The organism is Ursidibacter sp. B-7004-1 (assembly GCF_053654055.1).
Genome location: NZ_JBSIUP010000010.1, coordinates 62,060 through 81,564 on the forward strand (window position 1 = coordinate 62,060; position 19,505 = coordinate 81,564).

Genomic DNA, 19,505 nt, shown 5'->3' on the forward strand with positions numbered 1-19,505 from the left:
ATTCAAGAAACCGTGAAACCAGTTGGAATCACGGTTTCGGCATTTATAAAGATCCCATTTTATAAGCGTTTATATTTTGCAAAATTTTTATAAAATCTGACCGCTTATTATTCTCTCGCAAGGATATTCAATGAAAGGCACAATTCCACGTTCATTTATTGATGATCTTATTGCTCGAACCGATATTGTTGAGCTTATCAACAGTCGTGTGAAGTTGAAAAAGGCTGGGCGTGATTATCAAGCCTGCTGTCCGTTTCATCACGAAAAATCCCCATCATTTACCGTTAGTCAATCAAAACAGTTTTATCACTGCTTTGGCTGTGGCGTTCACGGTAATGTGATCGGCTTTTTAATGGAATATGACAAACTTGAATTCCTTGAAGCGATAGAAGAACTTGCTGCATTACACGGGCTAGAAGTTCCACGAGAGAATGTCTTAAATCGAGACGGAAAGCCACAAGCGAGTTTACAAACCAGACGTAATCTATACGAATTACTCAATGCGGTCGCCCAATTTTACCAACAACAGCTAAACCAAGACCAAGCCAGTCAAGCATATTTAGACTATCGCGGCTTATCTAGCGAAATTATTCAACGTTTTGAAATTGGATTTGCACCTAATGCTATGGATTCTGTCCTACGTAAATTTGGGACAAATCAAGATGAAGTCCAGAAATTATTAGATACAGGAATGCTCTCTAAAAATGATCGTGGAAATGTTTACGATCGTTTTCGTAACAGAGTGATGTTCCCAATTAGAGATAGACGTGGGCGAGTGGTTGCATTTGGCGGGCGAGTGATGAGCGATGAAAAGCCGAAATATCTAAACTCGCCTGAATCTGCAACTTACCACAAGGGTAACGAACTCTACGGTTTATACCAAGCCTTGCAACACAATGAGAATCCTGATTTTCTATTTGTGGTAGAAGGCTATATGGATGTCGTTGCACTAGCTCAATATGGAATCAATAATGCAGTAGCATCTTTAGGTACAGCGACCACAGGTGAGCAAATTCAACAGATGTTCCGTTGTACAGAGCAAGTGATTTGTTGCTATGACGGTGATAGAGCTGGTCGAGATGCGGCGTGGAGAGCATTAGAAAATGCCTTACCTTATTTACACGATGGTCGCCAGTTAAAATTTATTTTCTTACCTGATGGGGAAGACCCCGATACTTTTGTTCGTCAGCAAGGGAAAGAAGGGTTTGAAACCTATTTACAACAAGCACAAACATTAAGCGATTTTCTATTTGATTCGCTATTAGCAGAAGTGGATCTTTCAAGCAAAGAAGGCAAATCTAAACTTGCATCACTTGCTATCCCTCTGATTAAGCGTATTCCTGGGCAAATGTTGCAACTCTATTTGCGTGGTATTTTAGGACAAAAATTAGGCATTTTAGATCCTGCTCAGATTGAAGCACTTTTACCACAACAAGCAAGTACAGCTACTACTCCTAAAATGCCTAAAATTGAACGAACACCGATGCGGTTGTTAATTGGTTTATTATTACAAAACCCATATTTAGTGAATTTTGTTACTGAAGAAATTAGTTTACTCGAACAACTAAATGAGAAAGGTACACCACTCTTTTTAGAATTAGTAAATATTTGCCGACAGCATACAGGGATTACAATGGGGGGATTACTTGAATATTTACGCGAAAGTGAACATTATCGCTCCCTTGAAATACTGGCAAATTGGGATCATTTAGTTACCCCCGATAATGTTGAAGCTACATTTAAAGAAACATTAAGATTTTTTTATAAAAAATTTGTGACGCAGGAAATTGAACGATTACAAGCTAAAGATCGCCAATTTTCCTTAACATTAGAAGAAAAACAGGCTCTTATTGCTTTACTTTCTATGAAAAATTAAGCGGTTACTTACAGGGAATTTTTTACAAATCTACATATCAAGGGCAAAGGGTGGTATAATCCACCACTATTTTGTTCTCGCAAAACGCAAAAACGGATACAACTATGGAACAACAGTCTCAATTAGAAGAACAACAATCTCAGTTAGAACTGCTTATCGCTCAAGGGCGTGAGCAAGGCTATTTAACGTTATCAGAAGTTCACGACCATCTTCCTGAAGAACTTGTCGATGCCGATCAAATCGAAGACATTATCCAAATGATCAACGATATGGGGATCAAAGTACTAGAACGAGCGCCTGATGCAGATGATTTAATGCTAGCAGGTGGTATACCTGATGAAGATGTCGTAGAAGAAGCCACAAAAGTGCTTTCTACTGTGGAATCAGAATTAGGACGTACAACCGATCCTGTACGTATGTATATGCGTGAAATGGGAACCGTTGAACTGCTAACTCGTGAAGGTGAGATTGATATTGCTAAACGTATTGAAGACGGTATCAATGCAGTGCAATGTGCTGTTGCAGAATATCCTGAAGCATTAAGTGAATTTATTGGACGCTATGTTGAAGTAGAATCTGGCACAATGCGTTTATCTGATTTGGTTACCGCATTTGTTGATCCAAATGCAGAAGAAAGCGTTGTGTTAGAAGAGATTGATGTCGATTTAGATGATGAAGAAAACTCAGAAGCTGTTGCTGATGTTGATGATGAGAATGAAGAAGATGAAAGTGATGGTGGGTCTGATTCTGGCGATGATAATAGCATTGACCCAGAGTTAGCACGCGAAAAATTCAATGCGTTGCGTGAACAACACGAGAAAGCACTACAAGCGATCCAAAAATATGGACGTTCAAGCAAACGCTCACGAGATCAAATTCAAGCATTATCTGATATTTTTAGAGAATTCCGTTTAGTGCCGAAACAGTTCGACTTATTAGTTGAATTTATGCAAAAAATGATGAAACAAGTGCGTGCAGAAGAGCGTCAAATTCAACGTTATGCGGTTGAATATGCTCAAATGAAGAAAGCTGATTTCTTAAAAGCATTCCAAGGCAATGAAACATCAGATGAGTGGATTGAAAAAGCAATCAATGCGAAAAAAGGGGCAGTTCCAAAACTTGCCGATTATGCAGAACAGATCCGCATTAACATTGTTAATCTACAAAAATTAGAAGAGCGTTCAGGGCTAACGATTACTCAAATTCGTGAAATTGGTGGTCGTATTTCTGAAGGCGAATTGAAAGCCCGTAAAGCGAAAAAAGAGATGGTGGAAGCAAACTTACGTTTAGTAATTTCTATTGCCAAGAAATACACCAATCGAGGCTTACAGTTCCTTGATTTAATCCAAGAAGGGAATATTGGCTTAATGAAAGCGGTCGATAAATTTGAATATCGCCGTGGTTATAAATTCTCAACTTATGCAACTTGGTGGATTCGTCAAGCAATTACACGTTCAATTGCAGACCAAGCACGCACAATCCGTATTCCAGTGCATATGATTGAAACCATCAATAAACTGAACCGAATTTCTCGTCAATGCTTACAAGAAATGGGGCGTGAAGCCACGCCAGAAGAGTTGGCAGAAAAAATGGGAATGCCTGAAGATAAGATTCGTAAGGTATTAAAAATTGCTAAAGAGCCGATCTCAATGGAAACACCTGTCGGTGATGATGACGATTCACATTTAGGTGATTTTATCGAAGATAGCACGTTAGAATTACCATTAGATTCCGCAACAGCTGAGAGCTTGCGTATTGCAACTAATGAAGTGCTAGAAGGTCTAACACCGCGTGAGGCGAAAGTTCTGCGTATGCGTTTTGGTATTGATATGAATACCGACCATACTCTTGAAGAAGTGGGTAAACAGTTTGATGTAACTCGTGAGCGTATTCGTCAGATTGAAGCGAAAGCATTACGCAAACTGAGACACCCAAGCCGTTCAGAAACATTACGCAGTTTCTTAGACGATTAATTATTTTCCCTTGCTCTATTGGCAAGGGATTTTTTTATCTTTTGCAAAATAATTTCGGAAAGTAACCGCTTATATTTCATTAAGGAGAACATTATGAAAAAGTCATTAATCGCTATGCTTATTTCTTCGGTGTTAATACTAACCGCCTGTGAAGATACGAATCTTCCACAAAAAGTATTTGAAGCGGAGAAGAAAATTGTTCAGCTAGAAACAGACTTCAAAAAATCACAAACAGATTTAACTGCGACAACAGAAGAATTAAATAAACTTAAAAGTGAATATGAAACACTGAAAGGTGAATATTTTACGGCTAAAACTGAATTAGATAAAAAATTAGATGGGTTTCCTGCATTACAAGTAGAAATTAATCCGATCTTTAATAAATCTGAAAGCGTTAAGCACCCGAAAGATCCAGCAGATGAATACTATCGTGAAGAAACAGGCGTTAGTGTTTTTGCATCTTTGCCTACAACAAAAGTTGATTGGTTAGATCAGCTCCTTTTAAAAGAAGCGTTTAAATATGTACAGGCAGAAAATGAAACTGTACCCACAGAGCTTACGCAAGAAATCATCAAAGAACGCTTAGAAAAAGATTACAGCGAGTTAGTTGCAGAGGCGAAAGAGGATAAACCGATTGGCTTAAGTTATAGCCTTGAAAGTAGTTATCTTGGGCAACGTAACCATATTGCTACATTTACAATGGTTCAACATACTTATATGGGCGGAGCTCACGGAATGTATTCCACTCGTTACATCAATGTTGATGCCAATACAAAAGCCGTTATTCAAATTGATGATTTAATCTCACCGAAAAATCAAGCTCAAGTTAAAGAGCTGTTATGGCAAAACTATCGTAATGATCGCTTGAATGAGCAAGGACAATATGATGGCTACGCTAAAAAAGAAGATATTGAGATTTCAGAAAACTTCTATTTTGCACCAGAGGGTATCTATTTTGTGTATGCACCTTACCATTTAGGGCCTTTTGCAGAAGGAGAAGTCAAAATTCTGCTAGATTGGTATTCAGCGAATAAACTGATCAACAGCCCTTACCAACGTACAGAAAAAGATGGCTATGGTTTGAACCCAAACGAAATGTAGTTAGGCTATAAGTATTACAAGCGGTTGGATTTGCAAAGAAATTTACAAATCCAACCGCTTGCTTTTTATCAAACCCCGTGCCGAAAAGCTCCGTCCTTCAGGGCGGAGATGTAAGGCACAAACGGCATAGCCGTTTCAAATCCAACTAATCGGGTGTTTGCTGTTGCTCAATGTATTGGCGAATAATTGAATGGTGTGTCTAATTAAAAACACAATGTCTGCCGTGTCTAATTTCAGTTTCTTTTTTCATAGACCAAGTGTAGAATGTGGTAAAAATTCCATTCTAAACCTTGTCAATGCAACTACGCAAAGCCTTTAAGTTCGAGATAATGCCAAATGGCGAGCAAATCCGCAGAATTAAACGGTTCTGTGGTTGTTCTCGTTTTGTGTTCAATCGGGCGTTGGCTTGGCAAAATGAGCAGTATGAGCAAAACAATACTTTCAAATTCAGCTACACCAAAATCGCTAATCTGCTTCCAGAATGGAAAAAAGAGTTTGTTTGGTTAAAGGATTGCCACTCTCAAGTGCTTCAACAGTCTTTGAAAGACTTAGAAAGTGCGTTTAAAAACTTCTTTCAAAAACGAGCAGATTTCCCTAAATTCAAGAAAAAAGGCTTGAAAGAGAGCTTTCGTTTTCCGCAAGGTTGTAAACTTGAACAACAAAATAACCGCTTGTATCTCCCAAAAATCGGCTGGGTTCGCTATCGCAATAGCCGTGATGTGGTAGGCGAAATCAAAAATGTTACTGTTAGCCAAAAGTGCGGTCGCTTTTTTGCCAGTATTCAAACCGAATTTGAATACGAAATCCCAACCCACAAAGGCGGAGAAATCGGCATAGATATGGGCATTGCACGTTTTGCGACACTTTCAAACGGTGAGTTTTTTAAACCGTTAAACGCTTTTAAAACCTACAAAGGCAAACTGGCAAAACTTCAACGCCAACTTAAAAACAAAGTTAAATTTAGCCAAAATTGGCAGAAATTAAAGGTAAAAATCGCCAAACTGCATCACAAAATTGCTAACTGTCGCAAAGACTTCTTGCACCAAACTTCAAGCAAAATCAGCAAAAACCACGCAATGATCTACGTTGAAGATTTGCAGGTGTCGAATATGTCCAAATCAGCCAAAGGTACGGCGGAAGCACACGGCAAAAATGTGGCAGCCAAATCAGGCTTGAACCGAGCGATATTAGATCAATCTTGGTTCGAGTTCCGCCGTCAGTTGGACTACAAAACGCAATGGCAAGGCGGTTTTTTAGTGGCTGTTCCGCCGCAAAATACCAGTCGAATTTGCCCTTGTTGCGGTATGACCTCAAAGGAAAATCGCCAAACACAAGCCGATTTTGAGTGCGTAGAATGTGGCTACAGGGAAAACGCCGATGTAGTCGGTGCGTTAAACGTATTGGTGCGAGGGCGAGCAATCGTCCAAGCGTAAAATATCAAGGCAGATAATAATATCAGGGCAGGACGTGTCCGTAGAGCTTGTGAAGTGAACCGCACTAGCGGTCAGCAACAAGAACCCACCGAGAGTAACCCACGCAAAGCGTGGGAGCTAGTAGGAATCTCTATCCTTTAGGGTGGGGAGGATGTCAAATTTAATGATTAGCGAGATGCGACAAATAAACATCAAAACGATGATTCTTCGTTTCTTGGCTAAAATCAGGTTTCTGCTCGGAAAGGAAGGGGGCATAGTCTGGTCGTTTAACGACAACACGTTTACGAGCTAATTGTTTCGCTGGAGAGAAAAAATTATCGGAATCTAAATCTGCCCCCACTAAATGTTGGAAAACCCGCATCTCTTTTTTAACTAATGCACTTTTTTGCTTATGGGGATACATTGGATCAAGATAAACCACATCTGCGTAATCTAGGGTAGGATTTAGCTCACAAATAGAGCGAGCAGTAGAAAGTTTCATTCGTTGCTGCATAAATTGCCCAATCTCAGCGTCAAGGTAGGCTCGTTCTAATCCATCTTCAAGTAAAGCACACACAATCGGGTTACGCTCCACTAAAGTTACTTGGCAACCAACACAGGCTAACACAAAGGCATCTCGCCCTAGCCCTGCAGTTGCATCAATGACTGTTGGTAGATAATCGCCTTTAATACCAACGGCTTTAGCAACGGCTTCACCACGCCCGCCCCCAAATTTTCGGCGGTGTGCGAGAGTGCCATCAACAAAATTGACTGCAATCGCACCTAATTTAGGCTCATCTAATTTGCGTAGTTCTAAACGCTCATTGGTGAGTACCAAGGCTAAGATAGCATTTTTATCGTGAACAAGCTGCCATTTGTCGCAAATAGACTGAAATTTGCTGTGATAATCGCTTTCGTTAATTAGTTGGATCATAAAATAAAATGTTCAAAGAGTTCATCAATATGGGCGTTCAAGCAATCTTTTCCTGCAACATTTTCATTTTGCCACGCTTGTTGCAAAATTTGTGGCGAAACTAACCGCTCATAGTGGTCAGCAAGCGGAAAGTAGCTGATATGCCAAGGCTCTAGCCCGATTTTCTTATCTTCTCTATCCATAAACGGAAAATAAAAACCAAATTGCTCTGCATTAGCAAAGAGCCAATTAGCCAAGCGTTGAAAATATCCCCCTGTTTGATATTCCCAAGGCTCTAGCTGCAATTTTTGCCCTTGTGGTAATAAATCAGGGTCGAAAATATCAATTTCTGTTCCCCAATGATGACGACTTGCCCCAGGAATTGCCGACCAACGTAAAATAGCCTGACATTTTTGCCAATCATTGAGTGAACTTAGATCAATCGCATTACCATCATCATCGTGGACTTTACGCTCGCCATTAAATTTTGCATTCCAAATTTGTTGTTGTCGTTCAAAATCACGAAAGGTACTAGCAGGTTGCAAATTAAACCCTACGTTTTTTGCTGCTTGCTGTAATCGTATAAAGGCAGTAGCAACATCTGCTTGCAAGTAATGGTTTGGGGATAATTCATTTACCAAGGGAATAAGATGTTCTCTTGTTTTTCCTGTGAGTAAATGAGGTAGGTTATGACTATTCATTGCTAATTTAATAAAAAACTCGGTATTTGTTATTCTACCGAGTTTTAGTCGATTAGGAAAATAAAAGGCTATTTGTTTTCGAGGCTTAATTTTTTCCCTTGGTATTCACCAGTAAGTGATTTGAGAAATTCGACGATTTCATTTAATTCTGTGTCAGTAAGCTGTTTACCACTTTGATAAACTGCCATTATTCTCACAGCATCTTTTAGATCCGTAATAGTTCCATCATGCATATAAGGTGCAGTTAGCTCAATATTGCGTAATGTAGGTACTTTAAAACGGTGCATATCATAAGGGTCTTGTGTTTGGACAAATCGCCCTTCATCTGCTTCAGTTATTTCTGTACCACGATCTTTAAAATAGTCTCTATAAAGCCCCATATACTCATAGGAGCGTCCGCCCATTGCGATCCCAGTATGGCAAGTATCACATTTTGCTGATTTAAAATGAGCATAGCCACGCTTTTGGACTTCTGTTAAGGCATTCTCATCTCCTTTTAAATACTTATCAAAGGCACTGTTTGGTGTGATTAAAGTCTTCTCAAACTCGGCTATTGCGTGGGTTAATGTATCACGATTAAAAGCAGGGTAAACGGAAAGGAACTCTTTCATAAAAGCTTCATCTTTCTCAAATTTAGCCAAAATTTCTTCCCAATTTTTTGAGCCCATTTCAACAGGGTTCAGTGGAGGGGCTCCTGCTTGGTCGGCAAGTGTTGCAGATCTTCCATCCCAAAATTGAACAAAATTAAAGGCAGAATTATAAACGGTTGGAGCATTGATACTTCCTTCCTGATTATCAATACCAATAGAAAAAGGCAGACCATCAACACCGCCTTTAGCTAATTGGTGGCAAGTGTGACATTGAATTGTTCCGTCCCCTGATAAACGCCCATCGTGATAAAGTAAATCACCTAATTTCACTTGAGCGGGGTTAGTTTTAAGTTTATCAGGAATAGGCTGAATAGAACGTGTGATATCAACTCCTTCGGTATTCTGTGGAATAAAAAGTTCTCTACGTTGTTGGTAAATCCAATCGAGTAAGACTTTTTGTTCGGTAGGATTTAACTTTGCCCACCAATGAAGATGAACAAAGGTTGGTACAGGCATTGTATTATGTTTAATTGTATATTCCAGTTTGGCTAAATCAGCTTCAGATAATTGAGTTGGATCTTGCATACCATTTAATACGTGATCTAAACGAAAAAAACGGTTAGCGGATAAAATCCCCTGTTCCATTGATTCCTTAATAAAAGGAAGTTGGGTATAAATAGGTAATTCAGCAGAAGGAAGATGACAGTACTGGCAGCTATTATCAAAAAAAACTTTAGCAACTTTCTTCTCTGTTGGGGAAAGCTGAGTCATTTGAGATAGTAGCTTCTCTGCTTGACGTTTGTCGAAAAGGTAGGCATAGCCTACCAGTGATAAGAATGTGGCTATCCCTAGCAATATTATTACAATAAGTCGATTTTTCATTATTAGCTTTGAACTAAAACATCTTCAAGAATTGCATAATAAACTTCACCACAAGTTGCTAAATCGTCTATATCAACGCATTCATTCACTTTATGAATGGTGGCGTTTAATGGACCAAATTCAATGACTTCAGCACCCATTGGTGCGATAAAACGAGCATCAGAAGTACCGCCACCCGTATCAAGACGCGGTGTGATTTGAGTCATTTTTTGCAATACTTTCACTGCTGTATCTACAAGTTTTCCTTTAGCAGTTAAAAAAGGCTTGCCTGATAAATGCCAACTAATACGATATTTTAAGCCATATCTTTCAAGCATTTCTGTTACTTTTTGCTTAATCAAGTCATCGTTTACTTCAGTACAATAGCGTAAGTTAAACTGCACGAACAACTCACCGGGGATAACGTTATTGCTCCCTGTTCCTGCTTTTATATTGGCAATCTGTAAACTGGTTGGTGGGAAGAATTCGTTACCTTGATCCCATTGATAGCTGGTTAATTCAGCCAAGAATGGTAAGGCTTTATGCACAGGATTTTCTGCAAGATGGGGATATGCAACGTGTCCTTGAATACCTTCAATATAGAGATCCGCAGTGATAGACCCTCTACGACCGTTTTTAATCACATCACCTAATTGCTTGCTACTTGATGGCTCGCCAACAACGCAGTAATGGATAGGCTCTTGGCGTTGCACTAGAGTTTCCACCACTTTTACTGTACCGTCTTTAGCCGATGTTTCTTCATCAGATGTAATTAGTAATGCGACTTTGCCTTTATGGTTCGGATTATTTCTTACAAAAGTTTCTGCTGCAACAACCATTGCCGCCAGTGAGCCTTTCATATCTGCTGCACCACGCCCATAAAGCATATTATCGACAATACGCCCCTCAAAAGGTGGGTAGAGCCACTGTTTCTCATCACCAACAGGAACGACATCAGTATGACCAGCAAAAGCAAAACATTGCCCTTCACCGTGAGTTGCCCATAAATTTAAAGTGTCGCCAAAAGGCAGCCATTCCAATTTAAATCCGACAGCTTGCAAACGTTCTGCAATGAGTTGCTGGCAACCTTGATCATCAGGGCTAATAGATGGACGTTGAATTAGTGCTTGAGCTAAGTTAATAATTTGGTTTTTCATATTCTCTATCGAAATCATAAGGTCAATGAATAGAGTTTAACATAGCGAGCGGTTTTAGGAAAAATAAGTTAATGATGTGGATATATTATTTTTCGATCGAGATCGATAATAAAAATGCTCAATATGTGCTAAATGAATGATTTCATTTATGCTGGAGTAATGATTTCTTGAAATTTTATTTTATAGGATTATTATTCCATAGGTGTAATATATGAATTGTGAAGTTGAATATACTGATGAGTTTGAGTTATGGTGGGATACTCTTAATACTGAAGAGCAAATAGCCGTAACTGCCTCAGTAACTTTGTTAGAACGATTGGGGGTAAATCTGAAATACCCCTATAGTAGCCAAATTATTGGTTCTAAATATCGTTTGAGAGAGTTAAGAATTCAGCATAAAGGTAAGCCTTATCGGATATTATATACTTTTGATCCAAGACGAAACGCTATTTTGTTAATTGCAGGAAATAAAGCGAGTAAAAAACGCTGGTATAAAACTAATGTCCCTATTGCGGAGCGTTTATATGAAAAACATCTTCAACAAATAGAGAAGGAGAGCTAAATTTATGGCTAAAAAATTTTCAACATTAAGAGAATCAATGCCAAAAGATGCACAGCGACAAGCATTTGAGCAAGCAGAAGAAATGCTTGAAACAATGCTATTGCAAGAGCTACGCCAAGCGAGAGGATTATCACAAAAAGAAATGGCAGAACGCTTAAATGTAAAGCAACCTGCAATTGCTCGTTTAGAAAAACGAACTGATATGTATCTTTCAACTTTGCGTAGCCATATTGAAGCAATGGGCGGAACATTAGATGTTATTGCACACTTTAATGATACCAGTGTGAAAATTCGCAATCTGACGGAATTGTAACGCCTCACTTAAATGAAAGAGCTACACAAGCAGCTCTTTCTCGGATATTACTTACCAAAAGCCTGTTTATATTCAGTTTCGTTAAAACCAATTAAGGCAACATTATCGGCTAAAACAATCGGGCGTTTAATTAGAGTTGGTTGTTCATTCAGCACTTTTAAAGCTAGTTCTTTACTTAAATTATTTTTAATATCATCATCTAGCCCACGCCAAGTTGTACTGCGTTTATTGACTAAATTTTCCCAACCAAATTTATCTGCCATTTGTGCCAACCAATTTGCATCTAAGCCATCTACTCGATAATCGTGTAACTGTGGCGATAAGCCATTATCTACCAACCATTTAATCGTTTTTTTCACTGTATCGCAGTTTTTAATACCATAGACTTTTGTCATTTTTAATCCTTGTTGATTTTACTAATGTAAGGTTAATTTGCGTCCACCATCGCCGTCCAAATTTTCAATGCATCGGCAGTTTCGGCAACATCGTGAACGCGGACAATTTTTGCACCGTTTTGTACTGCTAATAATGCACCAGCTACACTGCCGACAGTGCGTTGTTCAACAGGTTTGTTCAGCACATTGCCAATCATTGATTTGCGAGATAATCCAGCTAATACAGGGTAACCAGATTGTACAAAAGCATTGAGATGTTTGAGCAGTTGATAATTATGCTGTACCGTTTTACCAAAGCCAAAACCGACATCTAAAATAATATGATTTTGGGGAATACCTGCGGTTAAGCAAGCAAAAATACGTTGGTTGAGAAAGTCGGCAACTTCTTCAACAACATCATCATATTCGGGATTTTGTTGCATATTTTGTGGCGTACCTTGCATATGCATTAGACAAACAGGTAAACCTAATTGTGCGGCGGTTTCTAGTGCATTAGGTTCTTGTAAAGCACGAATATCATTCAGAATATCTGCCCCAACTTTTGCGGCTTGGTGGAAAACTTCTGCTTTAGAGCTATCGACTGAGATTAAGCAATCAAAACGTTGGCGAACTGCTTCTACAACGGGAACAACACGTTCTAACTCGTCAGCTAAATCCACAATAGGGGCATTAGGGCGAGTGGACTCTCCACCAATATCAATAATATCAGCCCCATCATTTAGCATCTTTTCAACTTGGTAAAGGGCTTTATCCAGTGTAAAAAATCTGCCCGAATCGGAAAATGAGTCAGGGGTAAAATTCAAAATCCCCATAATCTTTGGGGAAGTAAGATCTAACAAGCGGTCAGATCCTTGTTGGTTTTTGTAAGAAATTTTCATTATTGAATCACAATATAACGTTGTTGAATATTCTGTTTAAATGAGTCAGGCAACATTTCCCAACGATGTAAATCGATCAACATAGGCAACAAACTTTCTTGTAATACTGTTTGTAACGTTAAGAATTGTTCGGTATTACAGTGATGAAGCACCAAGTCTAAATCACTACCAGAATGCCCATCATCATTTACTCTGCTACCATAAGCCCAAACTTCACAAGTGGGGACGTTTTCTTGCAAAATATGTTGCAAAAGAGCAAGATGTTTGGGGGATAATGCTAGCTTATGCAGTGGTTGTTCCATTGAATATATCCTGCATTCTTCGTGCTAAATTGCGTAGATCGACTAAATAACTTGGCAAAATGTTCAATGTTTTTTCAGCAAAGGCTTCGCCGTAATCGTGGGCAGTGTTATTGCGAGTGGCTCGGTAAGCCAACCATCTTTCAATTTCTTCTTCAGTAAGTAATGAGTGTTTTCCTGCGTGACGGAATAGATCATTAAAAATAAGTTGATCAACCGATTTCGGATTACCTGTATAAAGTTTTAAGGTTTTACGCAATAATTTCCCTGTTGTTTCAAGGGATAATTCAAAACTTTTTATGGCGGCATTACGAAAAAGATCGTACAGCACTGTATCTTCACTTGGCGTTTGTGTTAGCCGAAGAATAGCAGCTTCTAATGTATCTGCAGTATGTAAAAGATGATCAACATTGAGAGTCATTTGTTATCCTTTTGCAAAATATTCTTATTATCCCACCGCTTATTTATCGCTTCTTAACTTGGCTAGAACTGATTTTAGTTGCTTATCCAACGGAGCAGTAATCACCATCTCTTCACCTGTTTTAGGGTGTTCAAAACGGATCGCATAAGCGTGAAGGAATAAGCGAGTTAGCCCAATAGTTTGCATTTTTTGGTCAAACTCACGATCGCCATATTTATCATCTAACGCAATAGGGTGTCCTGCGTATTGGGTATGCACACGAATTTGATGAGTTCTTCCTGTTACAGGTGATGCTTTTACGAGTGTTGCACTCGGGTAACGTTCTTCAATCACAAAACGTGTTTCAGACGGTTTACCATCTTCGCTCACTCGAACAATCCGCTCACCACTAGAAAGCTCATTTTTTAATAACGGAGCTTTAATCACTTTAACGTGAGATTGCCACTGACCACGCACAAGAGCAAGATAATCTTTTTGCACGACTTTTTCTCGTAGCTGCTCGTGTAAATTACGCAAAGCAGAACGTTTTTTTGCTACAAGTAAAATGCCAGAAGTATCTCGGTCAATACGATGAACTAGTTCTAAAAAACGAGCTTCAGGGCGTAATGCTCGAAGTGCTTCAATCACCCCAAAACTTAAACCACTTCCACCGTGAACGGCAATCCCTGACGGTTTGTTGATGATAAGCATCACTTCATCTTCATATAAGATCTGCTGTTCTAATTCGGCAACTTTATTTAATTTGGTTGAAATAGGTGTTTCATTTTTTTCAGCGACTCGCACAGGTGGAACACGCACAATATCTTCGGCTTGTAATTTGTATTCAGGTTTAATTCGCCCTTTATTCACACGCACTTCGCCTTTACGCACAATACGATAAATTAAACTTTTCGGTACGCCTTTTAATTTAGTCAGTAAGAAGTTATCCAGACGTTGTCCAGCTTCATCTTCACTAATGGTAAAAAACTGCACTGTGGCACTAATGATTTTGTCTGTTGTCATTGTTATTACTTATAAAAAAAATTGCATAAATCCTACCACAAATTTACCCTTTGCGGACAAATGGATTGTGCTAGAATTTCATTTTATTTAATGTTGTAAATTTTAGGAGCAAGAATGACAACAAAAACAGAAACCACAGCCAATAGCAGTGGCGTGGCAGAGGTTGTACAGAATTTGAATGTACAGGAAGCGACAAAAGTGATTAAGCAAGTGAGTTCAATGGATTTCCAAATGCTCTTAGAACAGTGGATTATTCCATACGGAACGAAAATTTTACTGGCGATAGTCATTTATATTGTCGGGAAATTTTTAGCTAGGATTTTTAGCCGAGTATTAGGGAGGATTGTACTTGCATCAAGTCGAGATGAAATGTTACAAAGTTTTGTCTCATCAATTAGTTATTTTCTATTTTTACTTATCGTTGTTATTGCTGCTTTATCCCAACTTGGGATTAATACAAGTTCTCTAGTTGCCTTAATCGGTGCCGCAGGTTTAGCAATTGGTTTAGCCTTACAAAATTCACTACAGAATTTTGCAGCGGGTGTAATGATTTTGATCTTTAAACCTTTTAGACGTGGTGATTTTATTGAAGCGGCGGGTACTAGTGGAAAAGTTGAGCAAATGGGCTTGCTCGTACTTGAATTGCGTACGGGCGACAACAAAACTGTACTCGTTCCAAATGGAAAAGTTTTTGCAGATAGTATTACTAACTATTCCCGTAATGAAACTCGCCGTATTGATATGATTTTTGATATTAGCTACGATGCTGATATAGAAAAAGCGAAATCTATTATTGCCCAAGTCTTATTTGATGATGAGCGAGTACTTAATCACCCAGAGCCGACTATTGCTGTTGGTAGTCTTGCGTCAAATAGTGTGCAATTGTTTGTACGCCCTTGGGTTCAAACTTCACAATATGCAAGTACTCAATTTGATTTACTTGAAAAGGTAAAAATTGCTTTTGATAAAGCCGATATTGCAATTCCATATAATCAATTAGATCTTCATTTTCCTGATGAGGGGACATTAACCTTGGGTAAGCCAAAATCATAATCCCCCTATAAAGCGGTTGGATAAGCGGAATTTTTTACAAATTCCGCTTTTTATTTGTTAAAAATTCCCACTGTTTTACCTTTCTATTTTCTACTTAAAATGCCATAATGACACGTTTTTCTCTCTATGCAGACTGCACGGTAGTTTTACAAAAAAATAGAGAAAAAACACAGATTATTGACAAAGTCTTTTTTCATTCGGACGCCAGCGTGGCGTCCCTACAAGGAAAGTTATAACCAATTGAAAAATAACATATTTTATTTTGTTGTGTAGGGACGCCACGCTGGCGTCCGTTAATTGGATACAACAAATTGGGGTTTGTCATCAGTCTGAAAACACCGCTTGTTATCTTAATTAAACAAGCATAACTGATTGATTATGCAGTCAAAAGTTTTGAGTGTAAGACATAAAAAATATCATCATAAGCACAGCTTGTCTCATATTACATTATTAAGACAATCGGGAGATTGCCACTATCGACCTAGTACGACAAAGGCAAGCGTGTATTACAACATAAAACAATAATGAGAAAACACAATGAAAAGAATGTTAATCAATGCAACTCAAAAAGAAGAGTTGCGAGTTGCTCTTGTTGATGGGCAACGTCTATTCGATCTAGATATCGAAAGCCCAGGGCACGAACAGAAAAAAGCCAATATTTACAAAGGTAAAATCACCCGAGTAGAGCCTAGTCTTGAAGCCGCTTTTGTTGATTATGGTGCAGAGCGTCACGGTTTCTTACCGTTAAAAGAAATTTCACGCGAATATTTCCCAGAAGGTTATGTTTTTCAAGGCCGCCCAAATATCAAAGACATTATCCAAGAAGGGCAAGAAGTCATTGTCCAAGTGGGTAAAGAAGAGCGTGGTAATAAAGGGGCTGCACTCACTACTTTTATCTCATTAGCGGGTAGTTACTTGGTGTTAATGCCAAACAATCCGAGAGCTGGTGGGATTTCTCGCCGTATTGAAGGCGATGAACGTTTAGAGCTGAAAGAAGCATTAGACAGCTTAACAGTTCCTGATGATGTGGGTTTAATTGTTCGCACTGCAGGAGTTGGGAAATCACCAGAAGAACTTCAATGGGACTTAAAAGTACTTCTTCATCATTGGGAAGCGATTAAAAAAGCGGCGGAATCTCGTCCTGCACCATTCTTAATTCACCAAGAAAGCGATGTGATTGTGCGTGCAATTCGTGATTATCTGCGTCGTGATATTGGTGAAATTTTAATTGATAACAAAAAAGTCTTTGAGAAAGCAAAAAATCATATCCGTTTAGTGCGTCCTGATTTTATCAATCGTGTACGCCTATACGAAGGTGAAGTACCGCTATTTAGCCACTATCAAATTGAATCACAAATTGAATCAGCCTTCCAACGTGAAGTGCGTTTACCTTCTGGTGGCTCAATTGTTATTGATGTTACTGAAGCCTTAACGGCAATTGATATTAACTCATCACGAGCAACTCGTGGCGGTGATATTGAAGAAACAGCATTAAATACTAATTTGGAAGCTGCCGATGAAATTGCTCGCCAACTGCGTTTGCGTGACTTAGGGGGCTTAATTGTCATTGATTTTATTGATATGACCCCAGTTCGTCATCAACGTGAAGTAGAAAATCGTATTCGTGAAGCAACACGTCAAGATCGTGCAAGAATTCAATTCGGACGTATTTCTCGTTTTGGCTTATTAGAGATGTCTCGTCAGCGTTTAAGCCCATCATTGAGTGAAGCTTCATCACACGTTTGTCCACGTTGTCAAGGCACTGGAAAAATCCGTGATAATGAATCGATTGCCTTATCTATTCTTCGTTTAGTGGAAGAAGAAGCGATTAAAGAGAATTCTGTACAGGTACACACCATTGTTCCAGTTGAAATTGCATCTTACCTACTGAACGAAAAACGTAAAGCCATTAGTGATATTGAGAAACGCCATAGCGTTCAAGTAATTGTTGTACCAACAGAAAGTATGCAAACACCACATTTCAGCGTGTATCGTTTGCGTGAAAATGAAGTTGTTCCAACATTGAGCTATGATTTAGCGAAACGTTATCAAGAACGTGAAGATAATAGCTGTGAAACACATCATCATTCTGAAGATGCGTTAGTTAGCCGTAATGAACCTGTATTAACAGTGGAGTCAGTATTACAAAGTACAGAGTTAAATCTTCAACCTGCTCCAACGCCAACAGAGCCAGCAAAACCATCATTGATTAGCCGTTTATTAGCGACAATTAAAGGTTGGTTTAGTGAAGCACCGAAAGAGCCAGAGAAGAAAACAAAAGGTAAAACCCGTAATTCAAGAGATCGCCGTCAGCAACGCCGTGAGCGTCCTGCTCGTAATGAGCGACAAGAGCGTAAAGCACCACAAGAAGAAGTGAAATCAACGGAGTCGAAAAAACGTCGCGAAGTTGTGGAAGAAGTGGTTGCTGTTCAAGAAAAAGATCGTGATATCAAAGTGGCTGAACGTCGCCAACGTCGTGATTTACGCAAAAAAGTACGAGTTGAAACTGTGGCTGACAATACGCAAGAAACAGCAAACGTTGAAACTACAAAAGCAGAAGTGCCAACCAATGATGTGAAAGCAACAAAAGTGGCTAGCGTTCAGCAATTTGTTGAGTCAAAAGTAGATAATGTTGAACCTGTCATTACAACAGTCGAAACAGAAGAACGCAGTGAAGGGAGAGAGGCTCGTCAGCGTCGTTTACCACGTCATTTACGAGTGGGTAACCAGCGTCGTCGTGAACGTAAAGACGAAGTTAAAGCTACAATGCCATTGACTTCTGCTGTTGCCTCGCCTGAATTTGCAAGCGGTAAGATTTGGATAAAAGTTTGCGAAACTGCAAAACAGGAAGAAAAACCAGCGTTCTTGTCTGTTGATGAAATGTTGCAACAACAAGAGCAAAGTGTTCCATCCGTAGTTGAAAGTAGCACACCTTTTGGTACTGTTGTTACCCAAGAAACAGATCGTGATTTGGTAAAAGAACATCATCAGTCTAAAGTGACGATCGCGAACGAAAATATAGCACAAGAGAAAACGATTACCACTATTGAACCATTTGGTTTAGTGGTTTCTCAACCGACAAATCGTGATCTTGTGAAAGAAAATCACGAACGCCGCCATATTGAGTTAGGTGAAAGCGAGAAGATTCAATCAAATGCTGATGTGGTGAATGTGGAGCAAACGGAGCAGGTGATTGGAATTTACCAAAGCAATTATCAATTTGAGGGTAAATTAGGTACATTTTCCCGAGTGAGCCATACTAAAGCAGCTACAGCGATTGCCACATCTTCCGATGAACAATCTGAACCATTCCCAATTACAGAGTGGCAAGGTTCTAAATACTATTTCTACGGAAAAGGATTTGGTGGGCATAGCAGTGCAGTAAGTCACGTTTATTCAGCATCAAGAACAACAAATTCGGTGCAAGAGTAATCAAATGATGATAAATAGAGAGCCATTGTGAACTTTTTCCAATAATGGCTCTCTAAATACATCGTTTAACCCCTCAATTTAAGGAATTGATTATGAAAAAATCATTATTAGCATTATTAGTATTAGGTTCAACTTTAACTTTAGCAGCTTGTGACCAAGCGAAAGAGAAAGCAGCGGAAGTTAAACAGGCAACAGAAACTAAAGTAGAGCAAGCAAAAACAGCGGTTGTTGAAGCTAAAGATGCGGCAGCAGACAAAGCAGCAGAAATGAAAGATGCAGCGGCAGCAAAAGTAGAAGAAGCGAAAGCAGCTATGGTTGAAGCTAAAGATGCGGCAGCAGACAAAGCAGCAGAAATGAAAGATGTAGCGGCAGCAAAAGTAGAAGAAGCGAAAGCAGCAGTTGTTGAAGCTAAAGATACGGCAGCAGACAAAGCAGCAGAAATGAAAGATGCAGCGGCAGCAAAAGCAGAAGAAGCGAAAGCAGCGGTTGTTGAAGCTAAAGATGCGGCAGCAGACAAAGCAGCAGAAATGAAAGATGCAGCGGCAGTAAAAGCAGAAGAAGCGAAA

General features: G+C 39.2%; 18 protein-coding genes. 9 read left to right on the forward strand and 9 right to left on the reverse strand.

What is annotated here, in order from left to right:
* The first annotated feature begins 130 nt into the window (after window positions 1–130).
* The 4 genes from dnaG to ACWIW0_RS05035 all read left to right on the forward strand — a co-directional run bounded on the left by dnaG (window position 131) and on the right by ACWIW0_RS05035 (window position 6,383).
* Window positions 131–1,876, forward strand: coding sequence for a DNA primase (gene dnaG / locus ACWIW0_RS05020; RefSeq protein WP_454452451.1), 1,746 nt, complete (start codon window positions 131–133; stop codon window positions 1,874–1,876).
* 71 nt (window positions 1,877–1,947) lie between these two features.
* The gene (gene rpoD / locus ACWIW0_RS05025) at window positions 1,948–3,849 is read left to right on the forward strand and encodes an RNA polymerase sigma factor RpoD (protein WP_454452452.1); all 1,902 of its coding nucleotides are present in this window, start codon (window positions 1,948–1,950) and stop codon (window positions 3,847–3,849) included.
* Window positions 3,850–3,942: 93 nt separating this feature from the next.
* Window positions 3,943–4,950 (forward strand): DUF3298 domain-containing protein, encoded by a 1,008-nt coding sequence (locus ACWIW0_RS05030; protein ID WP_454452453.1) that lies wholly within the window; start codon window positions 3,943–3,945, stop codon window positions 4,948–4,950.
* A gap of 296 nt (window positions 4,951–5,246) precedes the next feature.
* Entirely contained in the window at window positions 5,247–6,383 is a 1,137-nt protein-coding gene (locus ACWIW0_RS05035; protein ID WP_454452454.1) for an RNA-guided endonuclease InsQ/TnpB family protein, read from the forward strand.
* A 160-nt stretch (window positions 6,384–6,543) separates the two neighbouring features.
* On the opposite strand, the gene ACWIW0_RS05040 is transcribed toward ACWIW0_RS05035, so the two are convergent.
* From ACWIW0_RS05040 to dapE, 4 genes are all read right to left on the reverse strand, one after another.
* The gene (locus ACWIW0_RS05040) at window positions 6,544–7,296 is read right to left on the reverse strand and encodes a class I SAM-dependent methyltransferase (RefSeq protein ID WP_454452455.1); all 753 of its coding nucleotides are present in this window, start codon (window positions 7,294–7,296) and stop codon (window positions 6,544–6,546) included.
* Window positions 7,293–7,976, reverse strand: a complete 684-nt coding sequence (locus ACWIW0_RS05045) for a M15 family metallopeptidase (RefSeq protein WP_454452456.1) — start codon at window positions 7,974–7,976, stop codon at window positions 7,293–7,295. Before ACWIW0_RS05045 ends, ACWIW0_RS05040 begins: the two co-directional genes overlap by 4 nt.
* 68 nt (window positions 7,977–8,044) lie before the next feature.
* A complete protein-coding gene (locus ACWIW0_RS05050; RefSeq protein ID WP_454452457.1) occupies window positions 8,045–9,448 on the reverse strand; it encodes a cytochrome c peroxidase in 1,404 nt (467 codons plus the stop codon).
* A 2-nt stretch (window positions 9,449–9,450) separates the two neighbouring features.
* A complete protein-coding gene (gene dapE, locus ACWIW0_RS05055) occupies window positions 9,451–10,584 on the reverse strand; it encodes a succinyl-diaminopimelate desuccinylase (RefSeq protein WP_454452458.1) in 1,134 nt (377 codons plus the stop codon).
* A 211-nt stretch (window positions 10,585–10,795) separates the two neighbouring features.
* Between dapE and ACWIW0_RS05060 the strand changes: the two genes are divergently transcribed.
* Both ACWIW0_RS05060 and ACWIW0_RS05065 read left to right on the forward strand, forming a co-directional pair.
* Entirely contained in the window at window positions 10,796–11,146 is a 351-nt protein-coding gene (locus tag ACWIW0_RS05060) for a type II toxin-antitoxin system RelE/ParE family toxin (RefSeq protein WP_454452459.1), read from the forward strand.
* Between the two features lie 4 nt (window positions 11,147–11,150).
* Window positions 11,151–11,459, forward strand: coding sequence for an XRE family transcriptional regulator (locus ACWIW0_RS05065; RefSeq protein WP_454446811.1), 309 nt, complete (start codon window positions 11,151–11,153; stop codon window positions 11,457–11,459).
* Between the two features lie 47 nt (window positions 11,460–11,506).
* Here ACWIW0_RS05065 and ACWIW0_RS05070 read toward each other — a convergent pair whose 3' ends face one another.
* From ACWIW0_RS05070 to rluC, 5 genes are read right to left on the reverse strand one after another with little or no spacing between them, the layout of a single operon-like run.
* Window positions 11,507–11,854: an ArsC family reductase gene (locus ACWIW0_RS05070; RefSeq protein ID WP_454452460.1), complete on the reverse strand. Its 348-nt coding sequence runs from the start codon at window positions 11,852–11,854 to the stop codon at window positions 11,507–11,509.
* Between the two features lie 32 nt (window positions 11,855–11,886).
* Window positions 11,887–12,732 carry a dihydropteroate synthase gene (gene folP / locus ACWIW0_RS05075; RefSeq protein WP_454452461.1) on the reverse strand — a complete coding sequence of 282 codons (846 nt, stop codon included), beginning with the start codon at window positions 12,730–12,732 and terminating at the stop codon, window positions 11,887–11,889.
* Window positions 12,732–13,034, reverse strand: coding sequence for a nucleotidyltransferase family protein (locus ACWIW0_RS05080; protein ID WP_454452462.1), 303 nt, complete (start codon window positions 13,032–13,034; stop codon window positions 12,732–12,734). The genes folP and ACWIW0_RS05080 overlap by 1 nt, the downstream gene beginning before the upstream one ends.
* A complete protein-coding gene (locus tag ACWIW0_RS05085) occupies window positions 13,015–13,452 on the reverse strand; it encodes a nucleotidyltransferase substrate binding protein (RefSeq protein WP_454452463.1) in 438 nt (145 codons plus the stop codon). Before ACWIW0_RS05085 ends, ACWIW0_RS05080 begins: the two co-directional genes overlap by 20 nt.
* A gap of 39 nt (window positions 13,453–13,491) precedes the next feature.
* Complete coding sequence (rluC, locus tag ACWIW0_RS05090) at window positions 13,492–14,454, reverse strand: 23S rRNA pseudouridine(955/2504/2580) synthase RluC (protein ID WP_454452464.1); 963 nt, start codon at window positions 14,452–14,454, stop codon at window positions 13,492–13,494.
* 114 nt (window positions 14,455–14,568) lie between these two features.
* On the opposite strand from rluC, the gene ACWIW0_RS05095 reads away from it, so the two are divergent.
* The 3 genes from ACWIW0_RS05095 to ACWIW0_RS05105 all read left to right on the forward strand — a co-directional run.
* Window positions 14,569–15,507 carry a mechanosensitive ion channel family protein gene (locus ACWIW0_RS05095; RefSeq protein ID WP_454452465.1) on the forward strand — a complete coding sequence of 313 codons (939 nt, stop codon included), beginning with the start codon at window positions 14,569–14,571 and terminating at the stop codon, window positions 15,505–15,507.
* Between the two features lie 537 nt (window positions 15,508–16,044).
* On the forward strand, window positions 16,045–18,939 hold the full coding sequence (rne, locus tag ACWIW0_RS05100; protein ID WP_454452466.1) for a ribonuclease E: 2,895 nt from the start codon (window positions 16,045–16,047) through the stop codon (window positions 18,937–18,939).
* Between the two features lie 92 nt (window positions 18,940–19,031).
* A partial coding sequence (locus tag ACWIW0_RS05105; RefSeq protein ID WP_454452467.1) for a histone H1 family protein occupies window positions 19,032–19,505 on the forward strand: 474 nt, incomplete at its 3' end.

Bases quoted from the DNA above. Each gene is read 5' to 3' on its own strand.
- dnaG (WP_454452451.1), top strand. From the start codon at position 131: ATGAAAGGCACAATTCCACGTTCATTTATTGATGATCTTATTGCTCGA.
- ACWIW0_RS05030 (WP_454452453.1), top strand. From the start codon at position 3,943: ATGAAAAAGTCATTAATCGCTATGCTTATTTCTTCGGTGTTAATACTA.
- ACWIW0_RS05035 (WP_454452454.1), top strand. From the start codon at position 5,247: ATGCAACTACGCAAAGCCTTTAAGTTCGAGATAATGCCAAATGGCGAG.
- ACWIW0_RS05040 (WP_454452455.1), bottom strand. From the start codon at position 7,296: ATGATCCAACTAATTAACGAAAGCGATTATCACAGCAAATTTCAGTCT.
- ACWIW0_RS05045 (WP_454452456.1), bottom strand. From the start codon at position 7,976: ATGAATAGTCATAACCTACCTCATTTACTCACAGGAAAAACAAGAGAA.
- ACWIW0_RS05050 (WP_454452457.1), bottom strand. From the start codon at position 9,448: ATGAAAAATCGACTTATTGTAATAATATTGCTAGGGATAGCCACATTC.
- dapE (WP_454452458.1), bottom strand. From the start codon at position 10,584: ATGAAAAACCAAATTATTAACTTAGCTCAAGCACTAATTCAACGTCCA.
- ACWIW0_RS05060 (WP_454452459.1), top strand. From the start codon at position 10,796: ATGAATTGTGAAGTTGAATATACTGATGAGTTTGAGTTATGGTGGGAT.
- ACWIW0_RS05065 (WP_454446811.1), top strand. From the start codon at position 11,151: ATGGCTAAAAAATTTTCAACATTAAGAGAATCAATGCCAAAAGATGCA.
- ACWIW0_RS05070 (WP_454452460.1), bottom strand. From the start codon at position 11,854: ATGACAAAAGTCTATGGTATTAAAAACTGCGATACAGTGAAAAAAACG.
- folP (WP_454452461.1), bottom strand. From the start codon at position 12,732: ATGAAAATTTCTTACAAAAACCAACAAGGATCTGACCGCTTGTTAGAT.
- ACWIW0_RS05080 (WP_454452462.1), bottom strand. From the start codon at position 13,034: ATGGAACAACCACTGCATAAGCTAGCATTATCCCCCAAACATCTTGCT.
- ACWIW0_RS05085 (WP_454452463.1), bottom strand. From the start codon at position 13,452: ATGACTCTCAATGTTGATCATCTTTTACATACTGCAGATACATTAGAA.
- rluC (WP_454452464.1), bottom strand. From the start codon at position 14,454: ATGACAACAGACAAAATCATTAGTGCCACAGTGCAGTTTTTTACCATT.
- ACWIW0_RS05095 (WP_454452465.1), top strand. From the start codon at position 14,569: ATGACAACAAAAACAGAAACCACAGCCAATAGCAGTGGCGTGGCAGAG.
- rne (WP_454452466.1), top strand. From the start codon at position 16,045: ATGAAAAGAATGTTAATCAATGCAACTCAAAAAGAAGAGTTGCGAGTT.